This is a genomic window from Actinomadura mexicana (genome assembly GCF_900188105.1).
In the GTDB taxonomy this organism is placed as follows: domain Bacteria; phylum Actinomycetota; class Actinomycetes; order Streptosporangiales; family Streptosporangiaceae; genus Spirillospora; species Spirillospora mexicana.
The window spans coordinates 214729-231785 of the sequence record NZ_FZNP01000008.1 but is presented as its reverse complement, the minus strand read 5'-3'; the positions used below and the strand labels follow the sequence as shown (position 1 = coordinate 231785).

The window sequence follows — 17057 nt, the reverse complement described above, 5'->3', positions numbered from 1 at the left end:
TTCCGTGCGGGGCTACGCGACGATGAGCAGCGGGTTCTGGAGCAGCTCGGCGAGCCGGGCCAGGAACCTCGCGGCCGTCGCGCCGTCGGTGGCGCGGTGGTCGACCGAGAGGGTGACCGTCATGCGCTTGCCGGGGACGACCTGGCCGTCGCGGACGACGGGTTCGTCGCGGACGGCGCCCACGGCGAGGATGGCGGCCTCCGGCGGGTTGATCACCGCGGAGAACGAGTCCACGCCGAACATGCCGAGGTTGCTGACGCTGAACGTGCCGCCGCTCATCTCCCGGGCGGACAGCTTGCCGTCGCGGGCCTTGGCGGCGAGCTCGCGGGTCTCCCGCCCGATCTGCGAGACGCTCATGCGGTCGGCGTCGCGGACGACCGGCACGACGAGGCCGTCCTCGACCGCCACCGCCACGCCGACGTGCACCCGCTTGTGGAAGAGCAGGTTCTCCTCGGTGTAGGAGACGTTCACCGCCGGGTGCTCGCGCAGCGCCGTCGCCACCGCCTTCACGACCAGGTCGTTCACGCTGACCTTCGCCGGGGCGAGCGCCTCGTTGAGCGTCGCGCGGAACGCCAGCAGGGCGCCGGCGTCCACCTCGCGGTTGAGGTAGAAGTGCGGTGCCTCGCGCTTGCTCTCGGTCAGCCGCCTGGCCGCGACCTTGCGGAAGCGGTTCAGCGGGACGGCCTCCACGTCCGGGTCGTCGGCCCGGGCCTGGACGGCGGGCGCCGACGGTGCGGAGGCCCCCGTGGTGGGGGCAGCGGTAGCGGGAGCCGGGGCGGGCGTCGCCGGGCCGGCCGCGCGCACGGCGGCCTCGATGTCGGCGCGGACGATGCGTCCGCCCGGACCGGAGCCGGTGAGCTCGGCCAGGTCGATGCCGTGGTCGCGGGCCAGCCGGCGCGCCAGTGGCGACGACGGCGGGCGGGAGGCGGCCGGACGTCCCGCGGCCCGCGGCGGGGCGGCCGTGGCGACCGGCGCCGCCTCGGGCGCCGCCTCCGCCTCGGGCGCTGTCTCCGCCTCGGGCGCTGTCTCCGCCTCGGGCGCCGCCTCGGCGGCGGGCGCCTGCTCCGGCTCGGCCGCGGGCCGCGCCTCGGCGGCGGGCGCGGGACGGGCGCCGCCGGCGGGGGCGATCACCGCGATCGGGGCGCCGATCGCGGCGGTCTCGCCCTCGGCGACGAGGATCTTCTCCAGCACGCCGGCCTCGTAGGCCTCGTACTCCATGACCGCCTTGTCGGTCTCGATGTCGACGATGACGTCGCCGACCGCGACCTCGTCTCCCGGCTGCTTCTGCCAGGAGCTGATGACGCCCTCCTCCATCGTGTCGGAGAGGCGGGGCATGAGGATCTCGGTCATCGCGCGGGCTCCAGAGCGGGTCGCGGGGACGTGGCGTCCGTCCCCGGCGTGGTGCGGCCGGTCGCGCGGAGCGTGGCGCGCACGGCGGTCAGCAGGGATTCGGCGGACGGCAGCGCCGCCGTCTCCAGGGACTTGGCGTAGGGGAGCGGCACCTCGGCCATCGCGACGCGCCGGACGGGGGCGTCCAGCCAGTCGAACGCGCCCTCCTGGATCGTCGCGGCGATCTCGGCGCCGATGCCGTAGGTCAGCCAGTCGTCCTCGGCCACGACGGCGCAGCCGGTCCTGCGGACGGAGTCGACGACGGTCTGCCGGTCGAGCGGGCGCAGGCTGCGCAGGTCCACGACCTCGGCGGAGACGCCCTCGGCGGCGAGGGTCTCGGCGACCTCCGAGGCGACGCGGGCCATCCGGGAGTAGCCGATGATCGTGATGTCGGTGCCCGGACGGGTCACGGCGGCGCGGCCGATCTCGGCGGGCTCGACGTCCTCGACCGCGGCGGGCAGCTCGCCCTTGCTGTTGTAGAGGGCGAGGTTCTCCAGGAACAGCACCGGGTCGTCGTCGCGGATCGCGGCCTTCAGCATCGCCGACGCCTCGGCGGGCGTGCTCGGCGCGAGGACCTTCAGGCCGGGGATGAACGAGTAGAACAGCTCGACGTTCTGCGAGTGGGTTGCGCCGAGCTGCTGCCCGCCGCCGCCCGGCGTGCGGATCACCATCGGCACGCTGGCCTGCCCGCCGAACATGCCGTAGATCTTCGCGGCGTGGTTGACGATCTGGTCCAGCGCCAGCAGCGAGAAGTTGATCGTCATGATCTCCACGACGGGGCGCAGGCCGAGCATCGCGGCGCCGATCGCGGCGCCGACGAAGCCCTCCTCGGCGATCGGGGTGTCGCGGACGCGGCGCGGCCCGAACTCCTTCAGCAGCCCCTCAGTGATCTTGTAGGAGCCCTCGAAGAGCCCGATCTCCTCGCCCATCAGGAAGACGTTCTCGTCGCGGAGCATCTCGGCGCGGAGCGTGTCCCGGAGGGCCTGGCGATAGGTCACGGTTGCCATGGGTGCCTCTCAGGAACCGAATACGGGGTCGGCGGGGAGCCGTCGCAGCTCGCCCGGGACCGGGGTGGCGTAGGTGTAGTCGAACAGCGTGGACACCTCGGGCACGGGGCTCTCGTCGGCGAACGCGGCGGCGGCGTCGATCTCCGCCGTCACCTCGGCGTCCAGCCGGTCGCGGTCGTCGGCGGACAGGATCCCGGCGTCCGCCAGGTCCAGCGCCATCCGGGCGAGGGGGTCGGCGGCCTTCAGGGCCTCCTTCTCCTCCTTGGACCGGTAGCGGGCGGGGTCGACGACCGAGTGGCCCTTCAGCCGGGGGCTGACGGTCTCCAGCAGGTACGGCCTGCTCTCGGCGCGGGCGCGCTCGACGGCGGTGCGCGCGGCGTCGCGCACCGCGAGCACGTCGGTTCCGTCCACCCGCAGGCTCTCCGTCCGGTACGCGGCGCCGCGCCGGTACAGCTCCGGCTCGGCCGCGGAGTTCTCCACGGTGGTGCCCATGCCGAGACCGTTGTTGATCACGACGAAGACGACCGGGAGGTTCCAGAGGGCGGCGATGTTCAGCGACTCGTGGAACGCTCCGATCGCGGTCGTCCCGTCGCCCATCTGGCACATGACGACCTCGTCGCCGCCCTTGTAGGAGACGGCGAGCGCCGCGCCGGCCGCGAGGGGCACCTGCCCGCCGACGATGCCGTACCCGCCGAGCAGCCGGGCCTCGGCGTCGAACAGGTGCATCGACCCGCCCCAGCCCTTGGACACGCCCGTGGAGCGCCCGTACAGCTCGGCCATGACGCGCTCCGCGCCGATGCCCTTGGCGAGGGCGTAGCCGTGCTCGCGGTAGTTGGTGAACAGGTAGTCGGTGGGGCGCAGCGCGGCCATCAGCCCGACGACCGTGGCCTCCTCGCCGAGGTTCAGGTGGCAGTAGCCGCCGATCTTGGCCTCGGTGTAGGCGCGGGCGGCCCGCTCCTCGAACCGCCTGATCAGCAGCATCTGCCGGTAGTAGCCGACGAGCGTGCCGGCGTCGGCCGCCGGGGGCGCCGCCTCCGGCGCCGCGGCACCGGTCTTCGGCCCGGGGGCCTTGGCGCCGCGCGCCCGCCGGCTCCGCGCCGGTGCGGCCCTGTCAACCGACTGAACGGTCTCAGCCATCGGCGACCTTCCTCTGTCCGGGGCAGCGCCGTAGGATCGCCACGACACTCCCGATCATCATTGATCTATGATCGATCATATTGTATCTCGCAGCGAACCCTCACCCGTCAAGAGGCACTTACCGGCCGTGGCGCTACGATCGAGTTTCGTGAAGACCTCCGACCACCTGCTCCGCACCGGACTCGCCGACCAGATCCGCGAGTTCATCGTGGAGGGCATCAGCTCCGGGCGGTGGGAGCCGGGGGAGCGCATCGTCGAGCGCCGCATCGCCGCCGAGCTGGGCGTGAGCCAGGGGCCCGTCCGGGAGGCGCTGCGCCAGCTGGAGGCGCAGCGGCTGATCGAGACGCTGCCGAACCGGGGCGCCCGGGTCCGCGACTTCACCGAGCAGGACCTGGCCGAGATCTTCCCCGTCCGCGCCGGCCTGGAGCGGACGGCCGTGGAGCTGGCGCTGCCCCGGCTCGCCGGCTGCCTGGACGCGCTGGAGGCGCACAACCGCCGGCTCGGCGAGGCCGCGCGGGAGGGCGACCTGCACGAGCAGATGCGGCTCAGCATCGCCTTCCACCGCGAGATCGTCGAGACGGCCGGGAACCGGCTGCTCGTCTCGGTGTGGGAGGGCCTCGGCATCGAGCTGTGGACGACGCTGTCCCTGCGCCTGCACCACACGGAGATCTACTCCAAGTCGGCCGAGCACGCCGAGCTGATCGAGGCGTTCCGCCGCGCCGACCCGGCCGCGCCGCGGCTGCTGCACGACCACGTCATGAACTACGCCCCCTGAATGGACTGCGCCCCCTGACTCCGCCCTTCAGCGGGCCTGCCCGCGGTAGGCCCCGGTGAGCTGGGACTCCGCGTCGTCGAGGTAGGAGCGCAGCTCACGCTCGGCCGCCGCGAGGTCGCCCCGCGCCATCAGGTCGTGGATCCGCCGGTTGCGGGCGAGGTAGGGCTCGTGGAACTCGCGCGGCGAGCCCATCTCGTGGAAGACCAGCCGCATCTCGGCCAGCAGGTGCTGGATCATCTCGTCCACCCGCGGACTGCCCACCAGCGCGGCGATGGCCTGGTGGAAGCGGATGTCGGCGGTGCCGACGTCCGGCCAGCGCCCGGCGGCGGCGGCGGCCTCGCCGTCCAGGACCGCGGCCTCCACCCGGCCGAGCGACCCGGCGGGGGCCTCCCGCGCGCACCGCACGCCCTCGCACTCCAGGATCCGCCGGACCCGGTAGAGGTCGGCGAGGCCGTCGGCGGTGACCCGGCGCACGAACACGCCCCGGTTGAACTCGTGGACGAGCAGCCGCTCCTGCGCGAGCATCCGGAACGCCTCGCGCACGGTGTTGCGCGAGACCTTCAGGGCCTCGCCCAGCTCCTCCTCGCGCACGCGCTCGCCGGGGGCGAGCCGCCCGTCGGTGATCTGCTCGCGCAGCAGGTCGGCGATCCGCGCGGCGGTGCTGGTGCGGTCGAGGTCGTGCCGGGCGGCCGCGATGTCGGTCAGCCAGGAGCCCTGCGCCGGCACGTGCATCAGCCACCTTCCGGGGGTAGGCGCGAGAGGACGCGCGAAGGTCTGGGGCGGCCAGCCTATCCCCCGGGGAAGGGACATGCATCAACAGGTCTCTTGATGGATTGTAGAACAATCCCTACGCTTACGGGAAGTCGAACCCCCTGGAAGGGCCCCGCCATGACGGACCCAGCGACCCTCGACACGACCAAGCGAACGGCCGCCCGCTCGCGCCGCGCCGCGCTCACCGGCGCCATGTTCCTGATGGCCACGAGCGCCATCGGACCCGGCTTCATCACCCAGACGACCGTCTTCACCGCCGAGCTCGGCGCGGCGTTCGCGTTCGCGATCCTCGTGTCCGTGCTGGTGGACGTCGCGATCCAGCTGAACGTGTGGCGCGTCGTCGGCGTCTCGGGGATGCGCGCCCAGGAACTCGGCAACCGCGTCCTGCCCGGCGCCGGATACGGCCTCGCCGCGCTCGACGTGTTCGGCGGCCTGGTGTTCAACATCGGCAACGTCGCCGGCACCGCCCTCGGGCTGAACGCGCTGCTCGGCCTGGACGTCAAGATCGGCGGCGCGGTCTCCGCGCTGGCCGCCATCGCGATCTTCCTGGTCCGGCGGGCGGGCGTCGCCATGGACCGGATCGTCGTCGTGCTCGGCGCCGTGATGATCCTGATGACCCTGTACGTGGCGCTGGTGTCCGACCCGCCCCTCGGGGACGCGCTCCGGCAGAGCGTCGCGCCGGAGACCGTCGACTTCCTGGTCATCACCACGCTCATCGGCGGGACGGTCGGCGGCTACATCACCTACGCCGGGGCGCACCGCATGATCGAGTCCGGGGTGACCGGGCCGGACAACGTCAAGGAGATCAACCGCAGCGCCGTCACCGGGATCCTCGTCACCGGCCTCATGCGCGTGCTGCTGTTCCTCGCCGTCCTCGGCGTCGTCGCCGGCGGGGTGACCCTCGCCAAGGACAACGCCCCCGCCTCGGCCTTCGAGCACGCGGCGGGCGAGGCCGGGCTGCGCGTCTTCGGCCTGATCATGTGGTCGGCCGCGATCACCTCGGTCATCGGCGCGTCCTACACCTCGGTGTCCTTCCTGGTCTCGTTCTCCTCCTTCGTCGAGCGGCACCGCAACCGGCTGGTCGTCGCGTTCATCCTCGTCTCCGCCGCCCTCTACCTCGTGATCGGCACCACCCCGGCGAAGCTGCTCGTCCTCGCGGGCGCGCTGAACGGGCTCATCCTGCCGTTCGGGCTGGCCGTGCTGCTGTGGGTCGCCGCCCGCCGCCGCGACCTGCTCGGCGGCCACCGGTACCCGGTCGGGCTCCTCGTCATCGGCGTGGCGGCCTGGCTGCTGTCGCTCTACCTGGGCTGGAACAGCCTGTCCGGGCTCGACGACCTCTGGAAGTGAGGGCGGGGTGCGGATCCTCCCGAGCGGCGACGCGGCGCTGCTGGTCGAGCTGCCGGACCTGCCGGAGATGCTCGGCCTGTACGCGGCTCTCGCGGCGTCCCCGCCGCCGGGCGTCGCCGACCTCGTCCCGGCCGCCCGCACCCTGACCCTGCTGCTCGACCCGTCCGCCGACCCGGCCGCGGTCGCCGCCGCGGTGCGCGCCACCCGGCCGGGCACGGCGGACGGCGGCGCCGGCGAGGCCGAGATCCCCGTCGTCTACGACGGCGAGGACCTCGCCGAGGTCGCCGGCCTCACCGGGCTCTCCCCGGACGAGGTCGTCGCCGCGCACACCGGGACCCCGTGGCGGGTCGCGTTCACCGGGTTCGCGCCCGGGTTCGGCTACCTGGTGGGCGGTGATCCGCGGCTGGACGTCCCGCGCCGCGCGACGCCCCGCGTCCGCGTCCCGGCGGGCGCGGTCGGCCTCGCCGGGCGCTTCAGCGGCGTCTACCCGGTCGAGTCCCCGGGCGGCTGGCGGCTCATCGGACGCACGGAGGCCGTCCTGTGGGACCTCGAACGCGATCCGCCCGCCCTGCTCCGCCCGGGGACCCGGGTCCGCTTCGTCCGGAGGGGACCATGACGCTCCGGAGGGAACGATGACACGGGGTCTGGACGTTCTCCGCACAGGACCCCTGGCGACAGTCCAGGACCTGGGCCGCTCGGGTCACGCGGCGCTCGGCGTGGGGGTGTCGGGCGCCGCGGACCCGGGCTCCCTCCGCCTCGCCAACCGGCTGCTCGGCAACCCCGAGGAGGAGGCCGCGGTCGAGGTCACCTTCGGCGGCCTGCACGTGCGCTGCCGCGGCGGCGTGTTCGCCGCGGTGACCGGCGCCCCCGCCCCGCTGCTGGTGGACGGCCGCCCCGAGGCCCCGTACTCGGTCTTCCACATCCCGGACGGCGCCGAACTCCGGATGGGAGCCCCGCCCTCCGGACTGCGGAGCTACCTGGCCGTGCGCGGCGGCGTCGCCGTCCCGCCCGTTCTCGGGTCCCGCTCCACCGACACGCTCTCCGGCCTCGGCCCCGCCCCGCTCGAACCCGGCGACCTGCTCCCCGTCGGCGCACCGCCCGCCGCCGCGCCGCTCCTGGACGCCGCGCCCGTCCGCGCGCCGTCCGGCGGCGACATCGAGGTGCGCGCGATGCCCGGCCCGCGCCACGACTGGTTCGCCCCCGGCGCGCTGGACGCCCTCTTCTCCGCCGCCTACACGGTGACCAGCGAGATCGACCGCGTCGGCATGCGCCTGGACGGGCCGAGACTGGAGCACGCCGGGCGCGGCGAGCTGCCCAGCGAGGGGACGGTCACCGGGGCGCTGCAGGTCCCGCCGTCCGGGCGGCCGGTGCTGTTCCTCGCCGACCACCCGCTCACCGGCGGCTACCCCGTGATCGCGGTGGTCGCCTCCGCCGACATCGGACGCGCCGCCCAGGCCCGTCCCGGGCAGCGGCTCCGGTTCCGGCCGCACCCCGCACCGAACCTCCGGGAGGACATGCCATGACCGCACCCCTCGACCCGGGCGCACTCACGCCGGACCAGGCGAGGGCCCTGTTCCGGGCCGGCCTGCGCGTGCCCACGTCCGGCTGGTGCGCCGGCTGGGCGCAGGCGAACCTCATCGCCGTGCCGCGCGAGTACGCCTTCGACCTGCTGCTGTTCGCGCAGCGCAATCCCAAGCCGTGCCCCGTCCTGGACGTGACCGAGCCCGGCGAGACCTCCGCCCCGCTGTTCGCCGGGGACCTGCGCACCGACCTGCCCGGCTACGTGGTCTACGAGCACGGAGTGCCGGTCGCCGAGGTGAGCGACGTGACCGCCTACTGGCGCGAGGACCTCGTCTCGTTCCTCATCGGGTGCAGCTTCACGTTCGAGGACGCGCTCCGCGAGGCGGGCGTCCCCGTCCGGCACATCGAGCAGAACCGCAACGTCCCGATGTACCGGACGAACCGGATGTGCCGCCGCGCCGGCGAGTTCGGCGGCCCGCTCGTCGTCTCGATGCGCCCCGTCCCGGCCGCGCAGGTGGCCGACGCCGTGCGGGTGACGGCCCGGTACCCCTCCGTCCACGGCGCGCCCGTCCACGTCGGCGACCCCGTCGAGCTCGGCATCGACGACCTGTCAGCGCCGGATTTCGGGGACCCGGTCGAGATCCGGGTCGACGAGATCCCGGTGTTCTGGGCCTGCGGCGTGACCCCGCAGGCGGCGGTGATGGCCTCCCGCCCGAAGCTCGCCATCGGGCACGCCCCCGGCCACATGGCGATCACCGACGCCCGCGACAGCCGGTACCTCGTTCCCTGAGTCCGGCATAGGCTTCGTCCATGCCCGAGATCATCGCCCCGGGCGAACGCCTCGGGGGGCGCTACCGCATCGAGCGCCCGCTCGGCGCCGGCGGCATGGCGACCGTCTGGCGCGCGGTCGACACCGTCCTCGACCGCGCCGTCGCGGTCAAGGTCCCCAAGGACGGGGGGCCCGAGGAGTTCTCACGGCGCCTGCGCCAGGAGGCGCAGGCCGCCGCGGCCCTCACCCACCCGGGCATCACCGGTGTCTACGACTACGGCGAGCACCGGATCGGCTCGGAGGGGTCCTCGCGGCGCGGGTCCCGCCGTATCCCGTACGTGGTCATGGAGCTGCTGGACGGTGAGAGCCTGGCCGTGCGCCTGTCGCGCGGCCCGCTGCCCTGGCGGGAGGCCGCCGGGATCTGCGCCCGGGTCGCCGACGCCCTGGCCGCGGCGCACGACGCCGGCATCGTGCACCGCGACATCAAGCCCGGGAACGTCTACCTCACCCCGGTCGAGGTGAAGGTCCTCGACTTCGGCATCGCGTTCACCGGCACGACGGGCGGGCCGGTGATGGGCACGCCCGCCTACATGGCGCCCGAACTGGTGAGCGGCACGTCCCCGACTCCGGCGGCCGACGTCTACTCTCTGGGCGTCGTCCTGCACGAGTGCCTGACCGGCGCTCCGCTCACCCCCTCGTCCGCCTTCCGGAGGGAGACACCGGACGAGGTCGCGGCCCTCTGCCGCGACTGCCTGTCCCCGGACCCCGGCGCGCGCCCCGCCGCCGCCGAAGCGGCCCGTCTCCTGGCCGGCGCCGCGGGCGTCCAGCTCCACGTCCCCGGCGCCGCCGTGCCCGCCGGCCCTCCGCCTCCGGACCGGCCGCGCGACCCGACCCGCGTCCTGGACCACCCCGGGCCGCCCCGGCGAGGGGCCGGACGGCGGCCGCTGCTGATCGCCGGGGTGGCGGCCGGGGCGCTGACCGCGCTGGCCGCGCTGCTGGCGGCCCTCGCGCCCGACTCCTCCGATCAGGCCGGCGCCAAAGCGCCGGCGTCGTCCCCGCCGGCGGGCCGGACGACGGCGGCGGCCGCGTGCTCGGTGTCGTACCGCGTCGACGGGACGTGGCCGCGGGGGTTCCAGGCGACCGTCCGCATCACCAACCTCGGAGACGGCGCGATCGACGGCTGGACGCTGGGCTTCGCGTTCCCGGACGGGCAGGCGATCACCCAGCTGTGGAACGGCGGCCGATCGCAGGACGGTGCGTCCGTCACGGTGACGGCGGCGGAGTGGAACCGGTCGATCCCGCCGCACGGGACGGCCGAGTTCGGGTTTCTCGGGAGCCGGGACGGCGCCAACGGCGCGCCCGCGCGGTTCACGCTGAACGGCGCGGAGTGCCGCGGCTGAGGCCCGTTCATGGGAGCGCTCCCAGATGATCCTCGCAGGTCAGCGGGCTTCGAGTCGAATTGAGGTGGGTCGTCCTATTGTGTCGCGCCTGATCGAGGGCTTAGCATCCCGGCAATCGAAGCGCTTCGACAGGCGCTCGGTCCCACCCCGGAGGAAGACCCATGATCAAGGCAGGCAGGAGCGCGGCGGTGCTCGCCGCCCTTGCCGCGGCGGCGCTGTCGCTCACGGCGTGCGGCGGCGACGACGGCGGCGGTTCCGGTGGCAAGGAGCTGAAGCTCTGGCACTACGAGGCCCCCGACAGCGCCATGGGCAAGGCGTGGGACGAGGCGATCAAGGAGTTCGAGGCCACCCACCCCGGCGTCAAGGTGAAGTTCGAGGAGAAGGGCTTCGAGCAGATCCAGAAGACCGCGCCCATGGTGCTGAACTCCAAGGACGCGCCCGACGTCATGGAGTACAACAAGGGCAACGCGACCGCCGGCATGCTCTCCAGGCAGAACCTGCTCACCGATCTCACCCCCGAGGTCACCAGGCGGGGCTGGGACAAGCTGATCAGCCCGAACGTCCAGGTCACCGCCAAGTACGACGCCAAGGGCACGATGGGCGGCGACAAATGGTACGGCGTCCCCGACTATGCGGAGTACCTGCAGGTCTACTACAACAAGGACCTTTTCGAGAAGAACGACGTCAAGATCCCGACGACGTTCGCGGAGCTGACCGCCGCGATGGACGCGTTCGTCGCCAAGGGCGTCACACCGCTGACCAACGCGGGCGCCGAGTACATGGCGCACCAGTTCGTCTACCAGCTCGCCCTGGACAAGGCCGACCGCGCCTGGGTCGACGCCTTCCAGCGCTACACCGGCAAGACGAACTTCAACGACGCCGCCTGGACCTACGGGGCGACCACCTTCGCCGACTGGGTGAAGAAGGGCTACATCGCCAAGAGCTCCGTCAGCCTCAAGGCGGAGGACGCCGGAGTCGCGTTCATGAGCGGCAAGTTCCCCATGATGTTCTCCGGGAGCTGGTGGTTCGGCCGGGTCGCCGCGGAGGCGAAGTTCGACTGGGAGACGGCCGTCTGGCCCGGTGCCAAGATGACGCTCGGCTCGGGCGGAAACCTCTGGGTCGTCCCCAAGGGGTCGGAGAACAAGCAGCTCGCCTACGACTTCATCGACATCACGATGAAGAAGAAGGCGCAGACCACGCTCGGCAACGGGGGCGGCGTGCCGGTCGCGGCGGACCCGTCCGCGATCACCGATGCCAAGGCCAAGAAGCTCATCGCCGACTTCGACGGGCTGACCCGGTCCGACGGGCTCGCCTACTACCCGGACTGGCCGGTCGCCGGGTTCTACGACGCCTGGGTGGCGCAGACGCAGAAGCTCATGAACGGCACCGCGCCGGGTGAGGTTCTCGGCGGCATCCAGAAGACCTACGACGGCGGCCTGCCGAAGTGACGACGCCAGGCCGCGGCCGGTCGCGGGAGCAGTGGGGCTACCTGCCCTATCTGCTCCCCGGCCTGCTCCTCTTCACCGCCGTCATCGGGGTGCCGTTCCTGATGAACATCGGGACGAGCTTCACCGAGTGGACGGGCGTCGGCACCCCCGAGTGGATCGGGCTCGGCAACTACCGCGAGCTCGTCCAGGACGGGGAGTTCTGGGCCTCGTTCCGGCACAACGTCCTGATCATCTTCGGGATGGCGATCGTCCCGACGGTGATCGGACTGGTGCTGGCCGCGGCCCTGACCGACCTGGTCGACCGGCACTTCGGCCCGCGCACCGCGAGCGTCCTGCGCGCCTGCGTCTACCTGCCGCAGGTGCTGCCGGTCGTCATCGCGGGCGTGGTGTGGAGCTGGCTGCTGGCCCCCGAGAACGGCGCGGTCAACGCGCTCCTGGACGCCGTGGGCCTCGGCTCCCTCGCCCACGACTGGCTCGGCGACCCGGCCACCGCCCTGTGGAGCGTCGTCGGCGTCATGGTCTGGATGCAGATCGGCTTCCCCCTGGTGATCTTCATGTCGGGGCTGCAGCGGGTCGACCCGTCGCTGTACGAGGCGGCCGAGATCGACGGCGCCTCGTGGGGCCGCCGGTTCCGGCACATCACCGTCCCGCAGATCCGGCCGGAGATCTTCGTCGTGCTGCTGTGGACGACGATCGCCGCGCTGAAGGCCTTCCCGCAGATCTTCGTGCTCACCAAGGGCGGCCCGGGCGGGGCGACGAACGTGCCGTCCTACTACTCCTGGGTCAACTTCTTCGAGAAGTCCGACGTCGGCTACGGCTCGGCGATCGCGACCGTGCTGACGCTGGTCATCGTCGTGCTGACCGTCGTCTTCCTACGTCTGCAGGGACGCGATCTCGGGGAGGGGCGATGACCGCGACGCTGACGAGGAAGGCGGGCGCGCCGCCGCGCGACCGCCGGGGCGGGCCCCGCCGCGCCCGCCGCCGCGGCCCGTCGGCCTACGCGGTGCTGGTGGCGCTGGTCGCGCTCGCCGGCGTCATGCTGATCCCGTTCGTCGTGGTGGTCTTCAACGCGCTGAAGACGCCGCAGGAGTACTCCTCCAGCGGGCCGCTGTCGCCGCCGGACGGGTTCCACCTGGACGGCCTCCGGCAGTTCTGGGAGCGCGTCGAGTTCGGGCACGTCCTGCTGAACAGCGCGGTCATCAGCGGCTCCGTCGCCGTCCTCGCCGTGCTGCTGTCGGTGTTCAACGCCTACGCGCTCGGCATCGGCCGGATCAAGGGGCGGATGTGGGTGCTCGCCCTGCTCCTCCTGGCGAACACGCTGCCGCAGGAGGCGCTCGTCTACCCGCTGTACTACATGTCGAAGCAGATCGGCCTGTACGACACCAGGATCAGCGTGATCATCGTGTTCACGGTCATCCAGAGCGCGTTCGGCACCTACCTGCTGTCGTCGGTGATGGCGGCGTTCCCGCGCCCGCTGCTGGAGGCGGCGCGGATCGACGGCGCCGGCCGGTGGCAGGTGCTGTGGCGGGTCGTCGTCCCGGTCGTCCGGCCGACGCTGTCGGTCCTGCTCGTGTTCTTCTTCGTGTGGACCTGGAACGAGTTCCTGATCCCCATGGTCTTCCTCATCTCCAACGAGAACCAGACGGTCTCGGTCGCCCTCGGCGTCCTGCAGGGCCAGCGCCTCATGGACGCCACCATGTCCAGCGCCGCGTCGCTCCTCGGCCTCCTGCCGACCGTCGCGTTCTTCCTCATCTTCCAGCGCACCCTTTCGCGCGGACTCACGGCGGGGGCGATCAAGTAATGAAGTTCAGTGACGGCTACTGGATGCTGCGCGAGGGTGTGCGGGCGTCGCATCCGGTGGAGGTCCTCGACGTGGACGCCGTTCCCGGCGGGTTCACGGTGCACGCGCCGGTGCAGCGGATCCGGCACCGGGGCGACCTGCTCAAGGGGCCGGTGGTGACGGTGACGTGCGAGTCGCCGATGCCGGACGTCATCGGCGTCACCCTCACCCACTTCGCGGGGGAGAGGCGGCGCGGCCCCGAGTTCGAGCTGGCCGCCGACCCGACGGGGGAGGTGTCCGTGGACGATGAGGCGGCGACGCTGACGTCGGGCGCCCTGTCGGTCCGGGTCGGGCGCGAGGGGGAGTGGGGCGTCGACTTCCTTGCGGGCGGGCGCCGCCTGACCGGGAGCGCGCCCAAGGCGCAGGCCGTCATCGACACCGGCGACGGTCGCCACTACGTGCGCGAACAGCTCGACCTCGGCGTCGACCACTTCGTCTACGGGCTCGGTGAACGGTTCGGGCCGCTGGTGAAGAACGGCCAGGCCGTGGACGTGTGGAACGCCGACGGCGGAACGGCGAGCGAGCAGGCGTACAAGAACGTGCCGTTCTACCTGACCAACGCGGGTTACGGCGTCTTCGTCGACCATCCCGGGCGGGTCTCGTTCGAGGTGGCGTCGGAGGCCGTCGCCCGGACGCAGTTCAGCGTCGAGGGCCAGTCGATGCGGTACTTCGTCATCTACGGTCCGTCGCCGAAGGAGATCCTCCGCAAGTACACGGCGCTCACCGGACGGCCGGCGCGGCTGCCCGACTGGTCGTTCGGGCTGTGGTTGTCCACTTCGTTCACGACGTCCTACGACGAGGAGACCGTCACCTCGTTCATCGAGGGGATGGCGTCGCGCGACCTGCCGTTCAGCGTCTTCCATTTCGACTGCTTCTGGATGCGCGAGTTCCAGTGGTGCGACTTCGAATGGGACCCGCGGGTGTTCCCCGACCCGGAGGGGATGCTGCGCCGGCTGCGGGACCGCGGCCTGCGGGTCTGCGTCTGGATCAACCCCTACATCGGGCAGCGCTCCCCGCTGTTCGAGGAGGGGCGTTCGCGCGGTTACCTGCTGAACCGGCCGGACGGGGACGTGTGGCAGTGGGACAAGTGGCAGCCCGGCCTGGCCGTCGTCGACTTCACCAATCCCGAGGCGCGGGAATGGTACGCGGGAAAGCTGGAAGCGCTGCTCGACATGGGCGTGGACTGCTTCAAGACCGACTTCGGCGAACGCATCCCCACCGACGTCGTGTACCACGACGGCTCCGACCCGGAACGGGCGCACAACTACTACACCTTCCTCTACAACCAGACCGTTTTCGACCTGCTGCGCAAGAAGCGCGGCGAGGGCGAGGCGGTGGTCTTCGCCCGGTCCGCCACGACCGGCGGGCAGCGCTTTCCCGTGCACTGGGGCGGCGACGCCGAATCGAGCTTCGAGGCCATGGGGGAGAGCCTTCGCGGCGGCCTCTCCCTGGGCATGTCGGGGTTCGGCTACTGGAGCCACGACATCGGCGGCTTCGAGGGGACGCCCGATCCGGCGCTGTTCAAGCGCTGGATCGCGTTCGGGCTGCTGTCCTCGCACAGCCGCCTGCACGGCAGCCACTCCTACCGGGTGCCGTGGCTGTTCGACGAGGAGTCGGTGGACGTCCTGCGGCACTTCACCCGCCTGAAGATGCGCCTGATGCCCTACCTGGCCGGCGCGGCCCGCCAGGCGTACGGGGAGGGGCTGCCGATGATGCGCGCGATGGTCGTCGACTTCCCGGACGACCCCGCCTGCACGCATCTGGAACGCCAGTACATGCTGGGCGACGACCTGCTCGTCGCGCCGGTGTTCTCGTCCGGCGGAGAGGTCGCCTACTACGTGCCGGCGGGTGTGTGGACGCACTACCTCACCGGCGAGCGGGTCGAGGGCGGCCGTTGGGTCCGTGAACGGCACGGGTTCGACAGCGTGCCGCTGCTCGTCCGTCCAGGTGCGGTCTTTCCGGAGGGCGCGGTGGACGACCGTCCCGACTACGACCATGCTGACGGCGTCACGTTGCGCGTGTACGAGCCCGCCGACGGGGACACCGTCGTCACCCAGGTCGGTGACAGCACGTTCACGACCGTGAGAAACGGTGAAAACCTGCGCGTGACAGGCGAGGGAAACTGGAACGTCCTCCTCGTCAACGCCCGCGTGGCCGCGGTCGAGGGCGGGGAGTCGTCAGACCATCCGCACGGTGTCCTCGTCAAGGCGACCGGTGGCGAAGTGGTCGTCACCTTGGAAGAGGAGAGCTGATGGGGTTCCCCGAAGGGTTCGTGTGGGGAGCGGCCACCGCCGCCTACCAGATCGAGGGCGCGGCCCGGGAGGACGGCCGCGCGCCGTCCATCTGGGACACCTTCAGCCACACCCCCGGCAAGGTCCTGAACGGCGACACCGGCGACGTCGCCACGGACCACTACCACCGCTGGGAGGAGGACCTCGCGACGATGGCCGAGCTCGGCATCGGCGCCTACCGGTTCTCCATCTCATGGTCGCGGGTCCTGCCGGGCGGGACGCCGAGCCCCAAGGGCCTGGACTTCTACTCCCGCCTGGTCGACGGGCTGCTCGACCACGGCATCGCCCCGGTCGCGACGCTCTACCACTGGGACCTGCCGCAGGCGCTGGAGGACGCCGGCGGCTGGCCGGACCGCGACACGCCACGCCGGTTCGCCGACTACGCCGAGCGTGTCGGGCGTGTCCTCGGCGACCGCGTCCACACCTGGACGACGCTGAACGAGCCGTGGTGCTCGGCGTTCCTCGGCTACGCGTCCGGCGTGCACGCCCCCGGCCGCGCCGACCCGGTCGCCGCGCTCGCCGCCGCGCACCACCTGAACCTCGCGCACGGCCTCGCGGTCCGCGCGCTGCGCGGCGTGGTGTCGCCGTCCGCGCGGCACTCGGTCACGCTCAACCTGCACCACCTGCGCGGCGACGCGGAGGCGGTCCGGCGGGTGGACGCCGTCGCCAACCGCGTCTTCCTCGACCCGATGCTGGGCAACGGCTACCCCGCCGACCTCCTGGAGGACACGGCCCCCCTCACCGACTGGGGCTTTCTGCGCGACGGGGACGCGGACATCATCGCCGCGCCGCTCGACGTCCTGGGCGTCAACTACTACTCGCCCACCCTCGTCCGGGACTGGGACGGCGCCACCCCGCGCGCCCACGAGGACGGCCACCGCAGGGGCGCGGCCAGTCCGTTCGTCGGCTGCGACGCCGTCGAGTTCGCCGAGCAGCCCGGCCCCCGCACCGAGATGGGCTGGCCGATCGACGCGACCGGCATGGAGGAGCTCCTCCTGCGGCTGCACCGCGAGTACCCGGACACGCCGCTGATGGTCACCGAGAACGGCGCCGCGTTCGCCGACGCGGTGGACGGCGACGGCCGCGTCCGGGACGGCCGGCGCATCGCCTACCTGCGCGACCACATCGCCGCCGTCGAGCGGGCGTGCCAGGCGGGGGCCGACGTCCGCGGCTACTTCGCCTGGTCGCTGCTGGACAACTTCGAATGGGCCTACGGCTACTCCAAGCGCTTCGGTCTCGTCCACGTCGACTACGCCACCGGCGACCGCACCTGGAAGGACAGCGCCCACTGGTACCGCGACGCCATCGCCCGCGGCCCGTCGTGACGCCCGCGCACGGGGTTACGATCATTCGCACTCTCCA

15 protein-coding genes are annotated in these 17057 nt (G+C 72.4%); 11 read left to right on the top strand and 4 right to left on the bottom strand.

What is annotated here, in order from left to right; genetic code table 11:
- Window positions 1–12 precede the first annotated feature (12 nt).
- The 3 genes from CHC11_RS22005 to pdhA are packed head-to-tail and all read right to left on the bottom strand — an operon-like array spanning window position 13 to window position 3533.
- Window positions 13–1350 (bottom strand): dihydrolipoamide acetyltransferase family protein, encoded by a 1338-nt coding sequence (locus CHC11_RS22005; protein WP_089313655.1) that lies wholly within the window; start codon window positions 1348–1350, stop codon window positions 13–15.
- Window positions 1347–2396: an alpha-ketoacid dehydrogenase subunit beta gene (locus tag CHC11_RS22000; protein WP_089313654.1), complete on the bottom strand. Its 1050-nt coding sequence runs from the start codon at window positions 2394–2396 to the stop codon at window positions 1347–1349. Before CHC11_RS22000 ends, CHC11_RS22005 begins: the two co-directional genes overlap by 4 nt.
- 9 nt (window positions 2397–2405) lie before the next feature.
- The gene (gene pdhA, locus CHC11_RS21995) at window positions 2406–3533 is read right to left on the bottom strand and encodes a pyruvate dehydrogenase (acetyl-transferring) E1 component subunit alpha (RefSeq protein WP_089313653.1); all 1128 of its coding nucleotides are present in this window, start codon (window positions 3531–3533) and stop codon (window positions 2406–2408) included.
- A gap of 148 nt (window positions 3534–3681) precedes the next feature.
- Here pdhA and CHC11_RS21990 point away from each other — a divergent pair, with 148 nt between their 5' ends.
- Window positions 3682–4308, top strand: coding sequence for a GntR family transcriptional regulator (locus tag CHC11_RS21990; protein WP_245919568.1), 627 nt, complete (start codon window positions 3682–3684; stop codon window positions 4306–4308).
- A gap of 27 nt (window positions 4309–4335) precedes the next feature.
- Here the strand turns inward: CHC11_RS21990 and CHC11_RS21985 are convergent, their stop codons facing one another.
- A complete protein-coding gene (locus CHC11_RS21985) occupies window positions 4336–5040 on the bottom strand; it encodes a GntR family transcriptional regulator (protein WP_089313651.1) in 705 nt (234 codons plus the stop codon).
- 156 nt (window positions 5041–5196) lie between these two features.
- Between CHC11_RS21985 and CHC11_RS21980 the strand changes: the two genes are divergently transcribed.
- From CHC11_RS21980 to CHC11_RS21935, 10 genes are all read left to right on the top strand, one after another.
- Window positions 5197–6426, top strand: coding sequence for an NRAMP family divalent metal transporter (locus tag CHC11_RS21980; protein WP_089313650.1), 1230 nt, complete (start codon window positions 5197–5199; stop codon window positions 6424–6426).
- 7 nt (window positions 6427–6433) lie between these two features.
- Complete coding sequence (locus CHC11_RS21975; protein ID WP_089313649.1) at window positions 6434–7042, top strand: 5-oxoprolinase subunit B family protein; 609 nt, start codon at window positions 6434–6436, stop codon at window positions 7040–7042.
- Between the two features lie 16 nt (window positions 7043–7058).
- Window positions 7059–7949 carry a 5-oxoprolinase subunit C family protein gene (locus CHC11_RS21970; RefSeq protein WP_089313648.1) on the top strand — a complete coding sequence of 297 codons (891 nt, stop codon included), beginning with the start codon at window positions 7059–7061 and terminating at the stop codon, window positions 7947–7949.
- Complete coding sequence (locus tag CHC11_RS21965) at window positions 7946–8737, top strand: putative hydro-lyase (protein ID WP_089313647.1); 792 nt, start codon at window positions 7946–7948, stop codon at window positions 8735–8737. Before CHC11_RS21970 ends, CHC11_RS21965 begins: the two co-directional genes overlap by 4 nt.
- A gap of 20 nt (window positions 8738–8757) precedes the next feature.
- The gene (locus tag CHC11_RS21960) at window positions 8758–10116 is read left to right on the top strand and encodes a protein kinase domain-containing protein (RefSeq protein WP_089313646.1); all 1359 of its coding nucleotides are present in this window, start codon (window positions 8758–8760) and stop codon (window positions 10114–10116) included.
- Window positions 10117–10277: 161 nt separating this feature from the next.
- Window positions 10278–11564, top strand: coding sequence for an ABC transporter substrate-binding protein (locus CHC11_RS21955; protein WP_089313645.1), 1287 nt, complete (start codon window positions 10278–10280; stop codon window positions 11562–11564).
- Entirely contained in the window at window positions 11561–12475 is a 915-nt protein-coding gene (locus CHC11_RS21950; protein WP_089313644.1) for a carbohydrate ABC transporter permease, read from the top strand. Before CHC11_RS21955 ends, CHC11_RS21950 begins: the two co-directional genes overlap by 4 nt.
- Window positions 12472–13365, top strand: coding sequence for a carbohydrate ABC transporter permease (locus CHC11_RS21945; protein WP_089313643.1), 894 nt, complete (start codon window positions 12472–12474; stop codon window positions 13363–13365). Before CHC11_RS21950 ends, CHC11_RS21945 begins: the two co-directional genes overlap by 4 nt.
- Entirely contained in the window at window positions 13365–15656 is a 2292-nt protein-coding gene (gene yicI, locus CHC11_RS21940) for an alpha-xylosidase (RefSeq protein ID WP_089313642.1), read from the top strand. Before CHC11_RS21945 ends, yicI begins: the two co-directional genes overlap by 1 nt.
- Window positions 15656–17020: a GH1 family beta-glucosidase gene (locus CHC11_RS21935; protein WP_089313641.1), complete on the top strand. Its 1365-nt coding sequence runs from the start codon at window positions 15656–15658 to the stop codon at window positions 17018–17020. Before yicI ends, CHC11_RS21935 begins: the two co-directional genes overlap by 1 nt.
- Window positions 17021–17057: the final 37 nt, after the last annotated feature.